We start from the raw sequence: 13,606 nt of genomic DNA, 5'->3' as shown, positions 1-13,606 counted from the left end.
GCACGACATGCGGAACCTCCGCACCACGATCGCGGCCTGTCTGACCGCGACCACCGTCGCCGGCATCGCACTCGGCGTGCCGACCGTCGCGTCCGCCACGACCCCGAACACACTCGCGCCCGCCGCATCTGCGACCGCGAAGCACGTCGTCGTCATCGGGGTGGACGGACTGCTGTTCGACCGCATCGCACCGGCCGACGCACCGAACCTCGACGCGATGATCGCGTCCGGGTACTCGTCGAAGACGTCCCTCTACGCCGACCCGATGGCGCCGACGCTCTCCGGACCGGGGTGGGCGACGAACCTCACCGGCGTCTGGCCGGACAAGCACGGGGTGACCAGCAACTCGTGGGGCACGGGGACGAACCTGTCGCAGTACCCCGACTTCCTGACGCGGCTCGAGCAGGCGAACCCGAGCCTGTCGACGTTCGCCGACGTCAGCTGGAACCCGATCGTCGACGGCTCGGCCGGCACCCCCCTCATCACGAGCGCGGTCGACGACGTCCAGGCCGCGAAGGGCGACGCCGACACTGCGGCTCGCGCCGTCGCGAAGGTCACCAGTGCGGGCCCGAACGCCTCGTTCGTCCACTTCGACGACGTCGACGAGGCCGGACACGCATCGGGAGCCGCCTCGCAGGCCTACCTCGACGCGATCCACGAGATCGACGGGTACATCGGCCAGATCCGGGCCGCAGTGGCGAAACGCTCCGACGCCGCCGACTGGTCGTTCATCGTGACGAGCGACCACGGCCACACCGATGCCGGCGGCCACGGTGGCAGCACGCCTGCCGAGCGTTCGTCCTTCATCCTGAAGACCGGCAGCGGCATCGCGAAGCAGACCCCGGCCGTCGCGCCGAAGAACGTCGACATCGCGGCGGACGTCCTGCACACCTTCGGCATCCCGATCCCCGGAGCGCTCGACGGCCGCCCGCTCGACGCGGTCTCCACCGACCCGTTCGAGACGAAGGCCGGCGCGCTGCAGGCCCGAGTCGACGAGACCGGCATCCCGGCGACGACCCTCGGCTGGACCAAGTCGATGCCCACGGGGTGGACGGTGGACAACACCGGGATGGGCACCGGCGGCGTGAGCGAGTGGCGGGGCTGGTCACTGGCGAGCGACGTGTTCTGGACCGGCACCGAGACCGGCCAGGGACGCGAGGACAACGTCCGCGCCCGTGGCGTCTTCGCCGTTGCCGACTCCGACGAGTGGTCGGACAAGTCGCACACCGGCACGTTCAACAGCCGCATCGTGTCGGCCCCGTACACGGTGACGGGCAAGACCACGGCGACGCTGTCGTTCGCGTCGCACTACCGCAAGGAGGGCAACGAGACCGCCTCCGTGCTCGTCTCCTTCGACGGTGGCGCGTGGAGGAACATCGAGACCTACACGTCCGACCACATCGCGTCGATCGACACGCAGACGATCGCGGTACCGGCGGGTGCGAAGCAGATGCGCGTCCAGTGGTCGCTGACCAACGGTGACAACAACTGGTACTGGGCCATCGACGCCCCGTCCGTCAGCTAGTCACCACCGCCCGGCCTGGAGGCACGGTGCACGCCCGGCGCGCACCGTGCCTCCGTCACGTGTCCAGTGGATCAGGGGCGGGGCTGCATGAAGGACGGGTTGCCCGCGGCGGCGACGGTGAACCGGACGACGTCGCTCCGGTAGCGGTCGTCGGAGCACTCGAACGCGCGTCCGTCGTCACCGACGGTGGTGCGCCGGACGCGGAGGATCGGCGACCCGAGCTGGACCTCCATGAGCCGCGCGTCGAGGTCGTCCGCCGCGACCGCGTCGATCTCGTGCGTGACGTCCGCGAACCGGTGGCCCTTCGTCGCGAGGAACGCCGTGATCGACTCCTCGTCGATCTCCCGGAACTCGAACAGCAGCCGGCCGACGGGCTCGATGAACGTGGAGCGCTCGACCATCGCAGGACGCCCGTCGAGCGTGCGCATCCGGATGACGTCGACGACCCGGTCCCCGACCTCGATCCCGAGCGCAGCGGCCTGGTGCTCGTCGGCACGCCGCACCGCGAGCTCCTCGGTCCGCCCGCCCGGTGTCCGGTGGAACGACCGCGCCCAGGCGGTGAACGGCGTGTACACGTCGGCGCGCTGCTGCACCTGCCGCGTCCGCACGCGTGAGGGACGTCCACGCGTCGACTCGATCAACCCCTCGTTCCGCAGCTCGGCGAGTGCGTTGCGGACCGGGCCGCGTGACGTGTTCCACTGCACCGCGAGGTCACCCTCGGTCGGGACGTCGTCCCCCGGTGCGAGGTCTCCGTCAAGGATCCTGGCACGCAGGGAGTCCGCGATCTGCTGGTACACGAAGTCGGCCACGTGTCGATCGTAGAGACGCCAACCCGCGAGGATCGCTCGCCGCACCGCCCCGAACGACGAGAGTTGTATTGCGAACTGGTGAACAGAGCATGACGATCCCGTAGTTGTATACCCATGTGGCGCGATCGTGTGGAATCGTCCCAGACATGTCCACCACGTCCCACCACGACGTCGCGATCGTCGGCGCCGGCATCGTCGGGCTCGCCCACGCCTGGGAAGCCCACCGCAGGGGCCTCCGTGTCGTCGTCGTCGACGCCGCAGCCGGCCCGCACGGCGCCTCCGTCCGGAACTTCGGCCACGCCTGCATCACCCCGCAGACCGGAGCGGCCGCGGTGTTCGCGAACGAGGCGCGCGGCCGCTGGCTCGAGCTCGCGGTCCGCGCCGGTTTCACGGCCCGCGAGACCGGCACGCTGGTCGTCGCCCGCCGGCCGGAAGAGCTGGCGGTCGTGGAGGAGTTCGCGGCCGCCACCCGCGGTCCGGTCGAGCTGCTCACCGCCACCGCTGCCACCGCCCGCATCCCGGTCGCCCCGGACGAGGTCGTCGGCGGGGCGTTCCTCCCGGCCGACCTGCAGGTGGACCCGCGCACCGCGACGCCCGCGATCGCCGCGTTCCTGGCGGCCGAGGGCGTCGACTTCCGCTGGCGCACCAGCGCGACCGGCGTGACCAGCGGGACCCTCGCCACCACCCGCGGGGACATCGCCGCAGCGACCGTCGTCGTCGCCACGAACCACGACCTCGACCGCCTGTTCCCGGAGATCGCCGAGCGCGCCCGTCTGGTGCGCTGCCGACTGCACATGCTCCGGGCGACGCCGGCGCTCCGCGCACCCCTCGTCGCCCCGCTCTTCACCGGCTGGTCCCTGCTCCGCTACTCGGGGTTCGCGACCCAGCCGAGCGCCGACGCACTGCGTGACCGACTGCGGGCCGAACTCCCCGAGGGGATGGAGTTCGACCTCAACCAGATGGTCACGCAGCACGTCGACGGGTCGCTCATCCTCGGCGACACCCACGAGCGCGGGATCGACGCGACGCCGTTCGAGTCCGAAGCCGGGTTCGACCTGGTCATCCGCGAGACGAAGCGGCTGTTCGGCGTCGAGGACGTCCCGGTCGTCGAACGCTGGCAGGGCGTCTACGCGTCGTCGCCCGACCGCGAGTTCGTCATCGAGCAGCCGGAGCCGGGCGTGCACGTCGTCACCGTCGCGAGCGGGATCGGCATGACGACCGGACTCGGCATCGCCCCCTTCACCTTCGACGGCACCGCCGTCGACATCGCGGCGGGAACCCTGCCGTCGAGCCCCGTCACGACCACCCTCCAGGAGACCCGATGACCATCGACACCCCCATCACGCTCGTCGTCCTCGACATGGCCGGCACCACCGTCAGCGACGACGGCACCGTCGAGCGCGCCTTCCTCGCCGCTGACGCCGCCGTCGGACTCGCCGCCGATGACGCCGGCCGCCAGGAGATGCTGCAGTACGTCCGCGACACCATGGGCTACTCGAAGATCGTGGTGTTCCGGCACCTGGCGAACGGTGACGAGGACCTCGCCCGGCGCGCGAACGCCGCGTTCGAGTCCGCGTACCGCGAGATCGTCGCGTCCGGCGGGTGCGAGCCGATCCCCGGCGCCGCGGAGACGATCCACGCGCTGCGCGCCGCGGGCATCCGGACGGCCTTCACCACCGGATTCTCCGCCGAGACGCAGGAGGCACTGCTCGCGTCGCTCGGCTGGACCGACATCGTCGACGTGGTGCTGACGCCGGCGGACGCCGGTCGCGGCCGCCCGTTCCCGGACATGCCCCTCACCGCGCTGATCCGCACGGAGACCGAGTCCGTACGGCAGATGGTGGTCGTCGGTGACACCGCGAACGACGTCCTGTCGGGGGTCCGGTCCGGCGCAGCAGCCTCCGTCGGGGTCCTGACGGGCGCGCACGACGAGGCCGCACTCCGCGCCGCTGGGGCCACGCACGTGCTCGCGTCGATCGCGGACCTCCCGTCCCTGCTCGGTCTCCCCGTCCTGGAGGCACGGTGACGGTCCGCGGCGCCCGTCGCGACGTCGACGGCGCTGCGTCCACCGCCCCCGGGATCGAGTTCCGGGACGTCACGGTCCGCGGCGACGACGGCCGGGTGATCCTCGACTCACTGACGATGGCCGTCCCGCGCGGCGAGATCGTCGCCCTGCTCGGCCCGTCCGGTGCCGGCAAGACCACCGCGCTGCGCGCCGTCGCGGGGTTCCAGGCGCCGGCCTCGGGGCAGGTGCTCCTCGGCGGCCGAGACGTCACATCGGTCGCACCCCGCGACCGCGGCATCGGGATGGTCGTGCAGAGCTACGCCCTGTTCCCGCACATGTCCGTCGCGCAGAACGTCGCGTACGGGCTCCGGTCACGAGGCGTCCGTCGTCGCGACACCACCGAGCGTGTCCTCGAGGCCCTGGCGATGGTCGGGATGGCGTCGTTCGCGGACCGTCGTCCCTCGTCGCTCTCCGGCGGGCAGCAGCAGCGCGTGGCCATCGCCCGCGCGCTCGCACCCCGGCCAGCGGTCCTGCTGCTCGACGAACCGCTCTCGGCGCTCGACGCGCAGCTCCGCTCGGGGATGCTCGCCGAGCTCGCACGGCTGCACCGTGAGCTCCCGGACGTCACGATGCTCTACGTCACGCACGGGCAGAACGAGGCGCTCGCACTGGCCGACCGCATCGCCGTGATGGCCGATGCCCGGCTCGTCGAGTACGGTGCGTCGGAGAGCCTCTACCGCGACCCGGAGTACGCCTTCACCGCCCGGTTCCTCGGGGCGTCGAACGTCCTCGAGGGCATCGTCGCCGGAGACCACGAGGTCCTCGTCCACGGAGCACCGTCGGCGCTCCGGCTCGTCGAGCCCGTCCGCAGCGGCTCGACCGTCCGCCTGTCGGTCCGCCCGCACCGCGTCCGGCTGCTGTGCGGCGACGAACACGGCACGAACGAGATCGCGGTGACGGTGACCGACGTGCAGTGGCGCGGGGCGACCCACCACGTCACCGGGACGATCGGCACGCAGTCGTTCGCCGCCGAGCTCCTCGAGCTCAGCGTGCCGCCGACCGTCGGTTCGACGGTGCGGTTCGGGTTCGAGCCGCACGACGTGGTGGTCGTCCGCGACCCGGCCACGGCCGTGCGACCCGACCACGGGACCGCGGAAGCGGCCGTGCCCGGGCCGAGCCGAGCCTCCCGGCAAACCCTCGCCAGGAGCATGCCGTGACCGCCGTCCTCGGCGCACCACCCGCCCTCCCACGGCCCCGCATCAGGGTCGCCGGTCCGGCCGTGGCGGCGCTCGTGCCGCTCGCCGTGCTGCTGGTCCTGGGCGTGTACCCGCTCGTCCTGCTGCTGTCGAACGCGGTGCACGACGACCTCGGGACCGTCGACCTGGCCAGGTGGGGCGAGCTCTTCGGCAACCCGGTGTTCCTCGACGTGATCTGGACCACCGTCCGGATCGGTGTCCTGACGACCATCGGCTGCGTCGCCCTCGGCACGTTCCTGGCACTCGTCATCGCCTTCGTGCCGTTCCCCGGGACCGGCTTCGTCGTCGGGGCACTCAACGTCGCGGTGTCGTTCCCCTCGTTCCTCATCACGCTCGCGCTGGTGTTCGTCTGGGGTGACGTGGGCGTCGTCAACGGCGGCCTCGCGGCGATCGGCCTCGGACCGGTGCACCTGCTCGACGGACAGTGGGGCGTCGTCCTCGCCGAGGTCGTGTACTTCACGCCCTTCGTGCTCCGCCCGGTGCTCGGCGCACTCGAGAACGTCGACCGTCGCCAGGTCGAGGTCGCCGAGTCGCTCGGGGCCGGGCCGTGGCGGATCATCAGGACCGTCGTGCTGCCCGAGGTGCTGCCGGCGATCGCCGCGGGTGGGGCGCTCGTGCTCATGTACTCGCTCAACGAGTTCGGGATCGTCCTGTTCACGGGGGCGAAGGACGTGCAGACCCTGCCGACCCTGGTGTACAGCCAGGCGATCGGCCGCGGCGAGTACCAGACCGCCGCCATCGCCGCGGTCGTCAACGTCGCCGTCTCGATCGGGTTGTACCTGGTCGCACGGCGCGTGACGCGGGCGGGGGTGCGCTGATGCTGGTCCGCAGCGCTGCCGTCCGCCGCACGGTGCAGGCCATCGCGATCGCCCTGCTGCTCGCCGTGTTCGCGCTGCCGTTCGGCGCCGTGCTGCTCGGTTCGTTGGCGTCGTCGTGGTCGGGTGCGCTCCCGTCCGGGATCACGCTCGGCAACTTCGTGGCGGTCTTCGGGGAGTCCGGCACGCTCGGCGCGGTCGGGGCGTCGCTCGCCACCGCCGTCGTCGCCACCGCGATCGCGATTGCGCTCGCCACCTCGGCAGCGCTCGGTGCCCGAGCACTCCCCCGACTCCGCCCGGTCGTCGACGCCGCGTTCCTGCTGCCCGTCGCCGTGCCGTCGGTGGCGATCGGGCTCGCCATCCTCATCGCGTTCTCGACCGGCCCCGTCCCGCTGAACGGCACCGTGTGGATCGTCCTCGTCGCCCACGTGGTGCTCGTCAGCGCCATCGCCCACCAGCCGATCGCGGCGGCGGTCGCACGGCTCGACCGACGCTACGAGGAGTCGGCCGCGGCACTCGGGGCATCCGGGTTCCGGGTGCTCCTGACCGTGGTGCTCCCGCAGCTCCGCCCGGCGCTCATCGCCGCCGCCGCGCTCTGCACGGCACTGTCGATGGGCGAACTCACCGCCGTGATGATGGTCGCGCCGCCGACCTGGCGCACGCTGCCGCTCCAGGTCTTCTCGATGACGAGCCGCGGCATCCACCTGTACGAGGGCGCGGCGCTGGCCGTCGTGCTCATGGGCATCACGCTCGTCGTGCTGCTCGGCCTCGGCCGCCTCGCGCGCCGGGCCGCCTGACCCCCACCCGACCCACCGCATCCGCGCCCCACATCCGCCCCCCCCACATCCGCCTCAGGGAGAACCATGTCCATGCACCGATCCCCCCGCCACCGCGTCGCCGCCGGCATCGCCGCCGTCGCCACCGTCGCCGTCCTCGCGGGCTGCTCCGCGACCGGCGCGGCCAGCACCGGCTCCGGCTCGGACTCGAAGACCGTCACGCTCTACACCGCCGACGGGCTGAACGACGGGGACTCGTCGTTCTACAAGACCGTGTTCGCCGACTTCCGGAAGGACACCGGCATCACCGTGAACGTCGTCGAAGCGGGTTCAGGGGAGGTCGTGCAGCGTGCCGCCAAGGAGAAGACGAACACCCAGGCCGACGTCCTCGTGACGCTGCCACCGTTCATCCAGCAGGCCGACCAGCAGGGGCTCCTGGCGAAGTACACGCCGGCCGGGTCCGAGCACGTCGCGGACGACAACAAGGCCGCTGACGGCACGTACACGACCATGGTCGACAACGTGATCGGGTTCATCCGCAACACCTCGTCCGTGCCGTCGGCCCCGACGACCTGGAAGGACCTGCTCGACGCCGACTACAAGGGCAAGCTGCAGTACTCGACCCCGGGTGTCGCCGGCGACGGCACGGCGATGCTGTTGCTCGCGCAGCAGGTCCTCGGCAAGCAGGCCGTCGACGGCTACATGCGGGACCTGCAGGAGAACAACGTCGGCCCGTCCGACTCGACCGGCGCCCTCGCGGCGAAGGTCGACAAGGGCGAGCTGTCGATCGCGAACGGTGACGTCCAGATGAACCTCGCGCAGCAGGCGTCGATGCCGAACCTCGGGATCTTCTTCCTCGACGGCAAGGACGGCAAGCCGACCACCATGTCGGTGCCGTACGTCGCGGGCCTCGTCAAGGACGCCCCGCATGCTGCCGCCGGCAAGAAGCTGCTCGACTACCTCTACTCGGAGAAGGTGCAGGAGGAAGCGACCACCGTCGCCGGCGGGCTGCCGGCACGCGATGACGTCACGCCGACCGGTCCGGAGGCGGAGAAGGTCACGAAGCTGCTCGACGGCGTCACCGTCGTCCGTCCCGACTGGGACGCGGTGCTGAAGGACCTCGACGACACCGTCGACCGCTGGAACACCGCCACCGGGACGCTCTGACGCACACGTGTCCCACCGCCCCCGCGTCGCTCGGCGCGGGGGCTCGACGGTGTCGTCAGCCGCGCGACGGCAGCAGGTGCACGGCCTCCATCGCGAGCTCGGCGGCGATCGGGTCCTTCGCCACGACCGCGTCCTGCAGCTTCCTGAGCTCCGGCAGGATGACGTCAGCCGGCACGAGTTCGGCGAGCTCGGGAACGCGGAGCTTGAACGCGAGCCCGTCGGTCGTCGACTTGCAGAGCTGCTCGAGGGAGGCGTTCCCGCAAGCATCCGCCCACATCGCGTAGAGGTCGGCTCCGTCGTGCGCGACCTCGGACTGCTCTTCCTTGCCGACGCGCGAGGCGACGTCGTCGAGCATCTTCACGATCTTCTTGCGCTCGGCGTCGGTGAACCGCGGGACCGCGAGCCGGACGACACCGCCGTAGATGACGCCGAGCGTCCGGTAGGCGTCGAGGAGCTCGTCCTTGGCCGGAGCGGCGACCCGGGTGTACCGGTTCGGCGCCATCTCGATCAGGCCGGAGCGGGCGAGCTCCGCGAGGGCCTCGCGGATCGGGGTGCGCGAGACGCCGAGCCACGCGATGAGGTCGTCGTCGTTCAGACGCTCCCCCGGCTCGAGCGTGCCGTCCATGATGGCGTCGCGGATCTTGTCCTGCACCGTGTCACGGAGGAGCTTGCGCTCTGCTGCGGGCTGCGTCGAGGGAACTGGCATGCGCTCAGCGTGTCACATGTCGGCTCGTCGCCGCGACAGGATCGTCGGCAGTTCGACGCGACAGCCGCGACGGCCACCACGCGTGCCGTCCGAGGTCGTACGCCAGCGCCGGGACGAGCAGGGAACGGACCACGATCGTGTCGAGCAGCACCCCGAACGCGACCACGAACGCGATCTGCACGAGGAACAGGATGGGGATCACCCCGAGGGCCGCGAACGTCGCCGCGAGGACCACGCCGGCGGACGTGATCACGCCGCCGGTGACCCCGAGCCCGCGGAGCACGCCCTCGCGCGGGCCGGACCGGATCGTCTCCTCGCGCACCCGGGTCATGAGGAAGATGTTGTAGTCGACCCCCAGCGCCACGAGGAACACGAACGAGTACAGCGGCACGGACGGGTCGGCCCCGGGGAAGTGGAACACGTGGTCGAACACGAGCGCCCCGACGCCGAGCGCCGCCGCGAACGACACGATCACGCTGCCGATCAGCACGAGCGGCGCGACGATGCTCCTGAGCAGCAGCATCAGGATCAGCAGGATGACGACGAGCACCACCGGGATGATCACCGACCGGTCCCGGATGCCGGTGTCGTTCGTGTCGACGGCGGTGGCGGTCACACCGCCGACGATCGCGGACGGGTCGACGCGTTCCACCGCGGTCCGCATGTCCCTGATCGTCTGCTCCGCGGCGTCCGAGTCGGCTGCGGAGGTGAGCGTGGCCTGCAGCAGGACGTCACCGTCGGACACCGTCAGCGAGTCCGACGACCCGATCGACACGGTGCCGGACGGGGAGTCCTTCGACACCGCGACGACCTCACCGACACCGTCCACACCGCGGATCGCCGATGCCAGCCGATCGATCCGGTCCGCCGAGCCGATCACCTGCGCCGGGCTTCCCGATCCCGCCGGGAAGTGGTCGGCGAGCACGTCCTGACCGTCCCTGGCCTGCGACTGCCCGATCACGAGGTCGCTCTGCGGGACCCCGTCCGCCTTGAGCCCGATGAGCCCGGTGCCCATGGCGAGCAGCCCGACGGTGCAGACGATCCAGACGACCCGTGAGCGCCGCGCGACGAGCCGGCCGACGCGCGCCCAGAGCCCGGTGGCGTCCGGCCCGGTGACGACGGGGTGCGCGCTGCCGTGGACGGGGCGGAGCGGCCAGAACGCCGCGCGCCGGAAGGCGAGGAGCAGCGCGGGCAGCAGCGTGAGCGCGGCGAGGAGGCTGAACGCGATGCCGATGGCCGCGACGGGACCCAGCGCCTTGTTCGAGTTGAGGTCGGACAGCAGCAGGCAGAGCACGCCCACGATGACCGTGCCGCCGGAGGCCAGGATCGGCTCGAGGCTCCCGCGAAGCGCGGCCTTCGTCGCTTCCCAGCCGGTGCGGTGGTCGCGCAGGGCCTCGCGGTACCGGGACACGTACAGCAGCGCGTAGTCGGTGGCCGCACCGATGACGAGGATCGACAGGATGCCCTGCACCTGCCCGTTGACGGTGACGACGCCCGCCTTCGCCAGGGCCCACACGACGAGGATCGACGCGGTCAGCGCGAACGTCGCGGTCCCGAGCACCAGGAACGGCAGCAGGGGCGAGCGGTAGACCACGACGAGGATGACGAGGACGGCTGCGAGCGCGACACCGAGCAGGATGCCGTCGATCCCGGCGAAGGCCTCCGTGAGGTCAGCCGTGAACCCGGCAGGCCCCGTGACGTACCCGCGCATCCCCGTGGGCACCGCGTCGTCGACGTCCGCGCGAATCGCCTCGACCGCGTCCCCGGTGTCCGCCGCGGTCGTCAGCGTGGCGACGATCTCCACGGCGTCACCGTCGTCGCTCGGGATCGCGGGGCTGACCGACTGGACGTCGGAGCGGTCGCCGAGCCGTCCGACGAGGGCAGCGGCCACAGCGGTGTCGGCGGCCGAGAACCCGCCCGAGCGCTCGAGCACGATCACGGCAGGCGCTCCGGACGGGTCCCGGAAGTCCGCAGCGCGCTCCTGCACCTTGGTCGCGTCCGCGGACGCCGGCAGGAACGAGGTCTGGTCGTTGGTCGAGACCTCGGAGATCTTCCCGAAGAAGGGCCCGCCGATCGAGGCGATGACGAGCCAGGCGACGATGAGGACCGCGGGGATGGTGATGCGGAGGAAGCGGGGCACGTCGATGAGCGTACTCCAATAGTCAGCATGCTGATTACTAGAAGAACGACATCAGCACGAACCGTAGACTCCAACCATGGACGACGCCCCCGCCGAGTGGCCCCTGGGCCGGTTGCTCGCCGCCGCGGCCCGCTCGGTCGAACGCGACTGGGACGAGCGACTCCGCGCGATCGGCCTGCCGCACGCCGCGCTGATCGCACTCGACATCGTCATCCGCACGGGGCCGACGGGGGCGGACACCCTCGCCCGCACAGCCAGGGTCCAACCGCAGACGATGTCGAGGACGCTCGAGCGCCTCGAGCGCGACGGCATGATCGAGCGCGGCCCACACCCCGCCGACCGTCGCCGCCGGGTCGTCACCGTCACGGAGCACGGGCGCACGATGTGGGACACCGCACGGCACATCGAGCGCGAGGTCCTGCCGGACGATCCCGATCTGCGCGCAGCGCTGGGGCGGATCCTCCACAGATCCTGACCATATCACACGTGACATACCACATGCCGTAGCATCGGTGGCATGCCTCGTCGCCGCACTGCCCGTCGTCGCCGCCCCTTCCTCGTCGCCCTCATCGCGACCGTCGGCGCACTCGTCGGCATCGCGGCGGTCATCGCCGTGGTCGCCAGCGTCTTCATCGGCGGCCTCGCGCGCAGCTACGACCGCAACTCGGACGTCATCGCGGACGCGTTCCCGAAGGCGGACCGCCCGGCGGCGACCGACGGCGCGGAGAACATCCTGCTGATCGGCTCCGACTCCAGGAGCGGCGCAGGCACCGCGAGCGGCGGCCGGTCGGACACCCTGATGCTCGCCCACGTCCCGGCCGACCGGAAGGCCGTGTACCTGATGTCGATCATGCGGGACTCGTGGGTCGACGTCCCCGGCCACGGCACCGCGAAGATCAACGCCGCCTCATCGTGGGGTGGCGTCCCGCTGACGGTGCAGACGGTGGAACAGCTCCTCGACGTCCGCATCGACCACGTCGCCGAGATCGACTTCGCCGGCTTCGAGGGGATGACCGACGCGCTCGGCGGCGTCACGGTGCAGTCACCGAAGGACTTCACCGTCCGCGGGCAGCACTTCGTCGCCGGAGCCAACCGACTCGACGGCGCCCAGGCGCTGACGTTCGTCCGCGAACGGCACGCATTTGCCGATGCCGACCACACCCGCGTGGAGAACCAGCAGGCGTTCATGCGCGGCATCGTCGACGGGGTGCTCTCGAAGGGCACGATCACGAACCCCGGACGCGTCCAGGACTTCGTCACGGCGACGAGCAAGTACCTGTCGGTGGATGCCGGCCTGGACTTCCAGACCCTCGTGGGGCTCGGCTGGTCCCTCCGCGACGTCCGTCCGAGCGACCTGCAGACGTTCACGTTGCCCACCGCCGGCGGTGGGACGTCCGCTGACGGCCAGTCCTACGTCGCGGTCGACACCGGCGCGGTGCAGTCGCTGTCGTCGGCGCTCCGATCCGACGACCTCGGCCGCTGGCTGCAGGACAACCCGCACTAGCCGGAGCACCGAACGCCCCCGCGACGAGTGTCACGGGGGCGTTCGTGTGGTGATCGGTCGACCGGGATCAGGCCGGGAGCTGCAGCGTCTGACCCGCGTAGATCAGGTTCGCGTTGTCGATCGTGGTCGTGTTCGCGGCCCACAGCTTGTTGTAGCCGCCGTCGATGCCCAGCTTCGTGGCGATCGAGTCGAGCGTGTCACCGGAGACGACCTGGTAGGTCTTCCCGCTGGTGGGCACGGCGGCCGGCTTCGACGGCACGGCCGGGGCCGTGACCTTCGGAGCAGTGCTCGTGGTCGACGGTGCAGCCTTCTGCGCCGGGGCAGCAGGAGCGGGCGCAGCCGGTGCCGGTGCCGCCTGCTGCTGCGGGATCGCGCCAGGGGCGGCACCGGTCGTGCCGCTCAGCCCGAGCTTCGCGGAGCAGGCGGGCCATGCGCCCCAACCCTGCGAGGCGAGGACGTGCTCGGCGACGGCGATCTGCGTCTCGCGGCTGGCGTTCGCCGGGCTGCCGGTACCGCCGTTCGCGGCCCAGGTGCCCTGCGTGAACTGCAGGCCGCCGTAGTAGCCGTTGCCGGTGTTGATGGCCCAGTTGCCGCCGGACTCGCACTGCGCGAGGGCGTCCCACGTGGATCCGTCGGCCGCGTTGGCCGGGGCCGACAGCCCGACGCCTGCCGCGGCGATGCCGGCGAAGGCGAGTCCGCCGAGGACGGCGCGGGTACGAGTGGTCTTCTTCATGTTGTTGCTCCACCGGGGCCGCCCGCCGTTTCCGACGTCCTCGCTGCCCACCCCGACCGATCGCGGTCTGTTGAGGTGTCGCCGGGGGCAGCGGTTCGCGCCGGCGTCACGGTCGGCCACCATAGGAAACTCCGCGTCGTTATCAAACTGAGACAAATGGTTCTACCCAT

General features: G+C 71.3%; 13 protein-coding genes. 9 read left to right on the top strand and 4 right to left on the bottom strand.

Annotation, left to right across the window (positions count from 1 at the left end; all coding sequences use genetic code 11):
• The first annotated feature begins 7 nt into the window (after positions 1-7).
• The gene (locus tag AAEP80_RS04920) at positions 8-1,525 is read left to right on the top strand and encodes an alkaline phosphatase family protein (protein ID WP_420366187.1); all 1,518 of its coding nucleotides are present in this window, start codon (positions 8-10) and stop codon (positions 1,523-1,525) included.
• Positions 1,526-1,596: 71 nt separating this feature from the next.
• Here AAEP80_RS04920 and AAEP80_RS04915 read toward each other — a convergent pair whose 3' ends face one another.
• A complete protein-coding gene (locus AAEP80_RS04915) occupies positions 1,597-2,334 on the bottom strand; it encodes a GntR family transcriptional regulator (RefSeq protein ID WP_413600195.1) in 738 nt (245 codons plus the stop codon).
• Between the two features lie 146 nt (positions 2,335-2,480).
• On the opposite strand from AAEP80_RS04915, the gene AAEP80_RS04910 reads away from it, so the two are divergent.
• The 6 genes from AAEP80_RS04910 to AAEP80_RS04885 all read left to right on the top strand — a co-directional run bounded on the left by AAEP80_RS04910 (position 2,481) and on the right by AAEP80_RS04885 (position 8,353).
• Entirely contained in the window at positions 2,481-3,659 is a 1,179-nt protein-coding gene (locus AAEP80_RS04910; protein ID WP_420366186.1) for a TIGR03364 family FAD-dependent oxidoreductase, read from the top strand.
• Positions 3,656-4,360, top strand: a complete 705-nt coding sequence (locus tag AAEP80_RS04905) for a phosphonatase-like hydrolase (protein WP_420366185.1) — start codon at positions 3,656-3,658, stop codon at positions 4,358-4,360. Before AAEP80_RS04910 ends, AAEP80_RS04905 begins: the two co-directional genes overlap by 4 nt.
• Entirely contained in the window at positions 4,357-5,556 is a 1,200-nt protein-coding gene (locus AAEP80_RS04900) for an ABC transporter ATP-binding protein (protein ID WP_420366184.1), read from the top strand. Before AAEP80_RS04905 ends, AAEP80_RS04900 begins: the two co-directional genes overlap by 4 nt.
• Positions 5,553-6,413: a 2-aminoethylphosphonate ABC transporter permease subunit gene (locus AAEP80_RS04895; protein WP_420366183.1), complete on the top strand. Its 861-nt coding sequence runs from the start codon at positions 5,553-5,555 to the stop codon at positions 6,411-6,413. The genes AAEP80_RS04900 and AAEP80_RS04895 overlap by 4 nt, the downstream gene beginning before the upstream one ends.
• A complete protein-coding gene (locus AAEP80_RS04890; protein WP_420366182.1) occupies positions 6,413-7,207 on the top strand; it encodes an ABC transporter permease in 795 nt (264 codons plus the stop codon). The genes AAEP80_RS04895 and AAEP80_RS04890 overlap by 1 nt, the downstream gene beginning before the upstream one ends.
• Positions 7,208-7,279: 72 nt before the next feature.
• Positions 7,280-8,353: a 2-aminoethylphosphonate ABC transporter substrate-binding protein gene (locus tag AAEP80_RS04885; protein ID WP_420366181.1), complete on the top strand. Its 1,074-nt coding sequence runs from the start codon at positions 7,280-7,282 to the stop codon at positions 8,351-8,353.
• A 55-nt stretch (positions 8,354-8,408) separates the two neighbouring features.
• On the opposite strand, the gene AAEP80_RS04880 is transcribed toward AAEP80_RS04885, so the two are convergent.
• Together AAEP80_RS04880 and AAEP80_RS04875 are read right to left on the bottom strand one after the other, a co-directional pair.
• Positions 8,409-9,059 carry a GntR family transcriptional regulator gene (locus AAEP80_RS04880; RefSeq protein ID WP_420366180.1) on the bottom strand — a complete coding sequence of 217 codons (651 nt, stop codon included), beginning with the start codon at positions 9,057-9,059 and terminating at the stop codon, positions 8,409-8,411.
• A gap of 4 nt (positions 9,060-9,063) precedes the next feature.
• On the bottom strand, positions 9,064-11,199 hold the full coding sequence (locus tag AAEP80_RS04875; protein WP_420366179.1) for an MMPL family transporter: 2,136 nt from the start codon (positions 11,197-11,199) through the stop codon (positions 9,064-9,066).
• Between the two features lie 76 nt (positions 11,200-11,275).
• Here AAEP80_RS04875 and AAEP80_RS04870 point away from each other — a divergent pair, with 76 nt between their 5' ends.
• Complete coding sequence (locus AAEP80_RS04870; RefSeq protein ID WP_281266585.1) at positions 11,276-11,674, top strand: MarR family winged helix-turn-helix transcriptional regulator; 399 nt, start codon at positions 11,276-11,278, stop codon at positions 11,672-11,674.
• 42 nt (positions 11,675-11,716) lie between these two features.
• Positions 11,717-12,703 (top strand): LCP family protein, encoded by a 987-nt coding sequence (locus AAEP80_RS04865; protein WP_420366178.1) that lies wholly within the window; start codon positions 11,717-11,719, stop codon positions 12,701-12,703.
• Positions 12,704-12,770: 67 nt separating this feature from the next.
• On the opposite strand, the gene AAEP80_RS04860 is transcribed toward AAEP80_RS04865, so the two are convergent.
• Positions 12,771-13,436 (bottom strand): transglycosylase family protein, encoded by a 666-nt coding sequence (locus tag AAEP80_RS04860; protein WP_420366177.1) that lies wholly within the window; start codon positions 13,434-13,436, stop codon positions 12,771-12,773.
• Between the last annotated feature and the right edge of the window lie 170 nt (positions 13,437-13,606).

It is taken from the genome of Curtobacterium sp. L3-7, from assembly GCF_048756585.1.
Taxonomy (GTDB): domain Bacteria; phylum Actinomycetota; class Actinomycetes; order Actinomycetales; family Microbacteriaceae; genus Curtobacterium.
This window is presented reverse-complemented; position numbering and strand designations above follow the sequence as displayed.

What these genes read in the sequence shown, in the direction of transcription:
- AAEP80_RS04920 (WP_420366187.1), top strand. Translation starts at nt 8, where the DNA reads ATGCGGAACCTCCGCACCACGATCGCGGCCTGTCTGACCGCGACCACC.
- AAEP80_RS04910 (WP_420366186.1), top strand. Translation starts at nt 2,481, where the DNA reads ATGTCCACCACGTCCCACCACGACGTCGCGATCGTCGGCGCCGGCATC.
- AAEP80_RS04905 (WP_420366185.1), top strand. Translation starts at nt 3,656, where the DNA reads ATGACCATCGACACCCCCATCACGCTCGTCGTCCTCGACATGGCCGGC.
- AAEP80_RS04890 (WP_420366182.1), top strand. Translation starts at nt 6,413, where the DNA reads ATGCTGGTCCGCAGCGCTGCCGTCCGCCGCACGGTGCAGGCCATCGCG.
- AAEP80_RS04885 (WP_420366181.1), top strand. Translation starts at nt 7,280, where the DNA reads ATGCACCGATCCCCCCGCCACCGCGTCGCCGCCGGCATCGCCGCCGTC.
- AAEP80_RS04880 (WP_420366180.1), bottom strand. Translation starts at nt 9,059, where the DNA reads ATGCCAGTTCCCTCGACGCAGCCCGCAGCAGAGCGCAAGCTCCTCCGT.
- AAEP80_RS04870 (WP_281266585.1), top strand. Translation starts at nt 11,276, where the DNA reads ATGGACGACGCCCCCGCCGAGTGGCCCCTGGGCCGGTTGCTCGCCGCC.
- AAEP80_RS04865 (WP_420366178.1), top strand. Translation starts at nt 11,717, where the DNA reads ATGCCTCGTCGCCGCACTGCCCGTCGTCGCCGCCCCTTCCTCGTCGCC.
- AAEP80_RS04860 (WP_420366177.1), bottom strand. Translation starts at nt 13,436, where the DNA reads ATGAAGAAGACCACTCGTACCCGCGCCGTCCTCGGCGGACTCGCCTTC.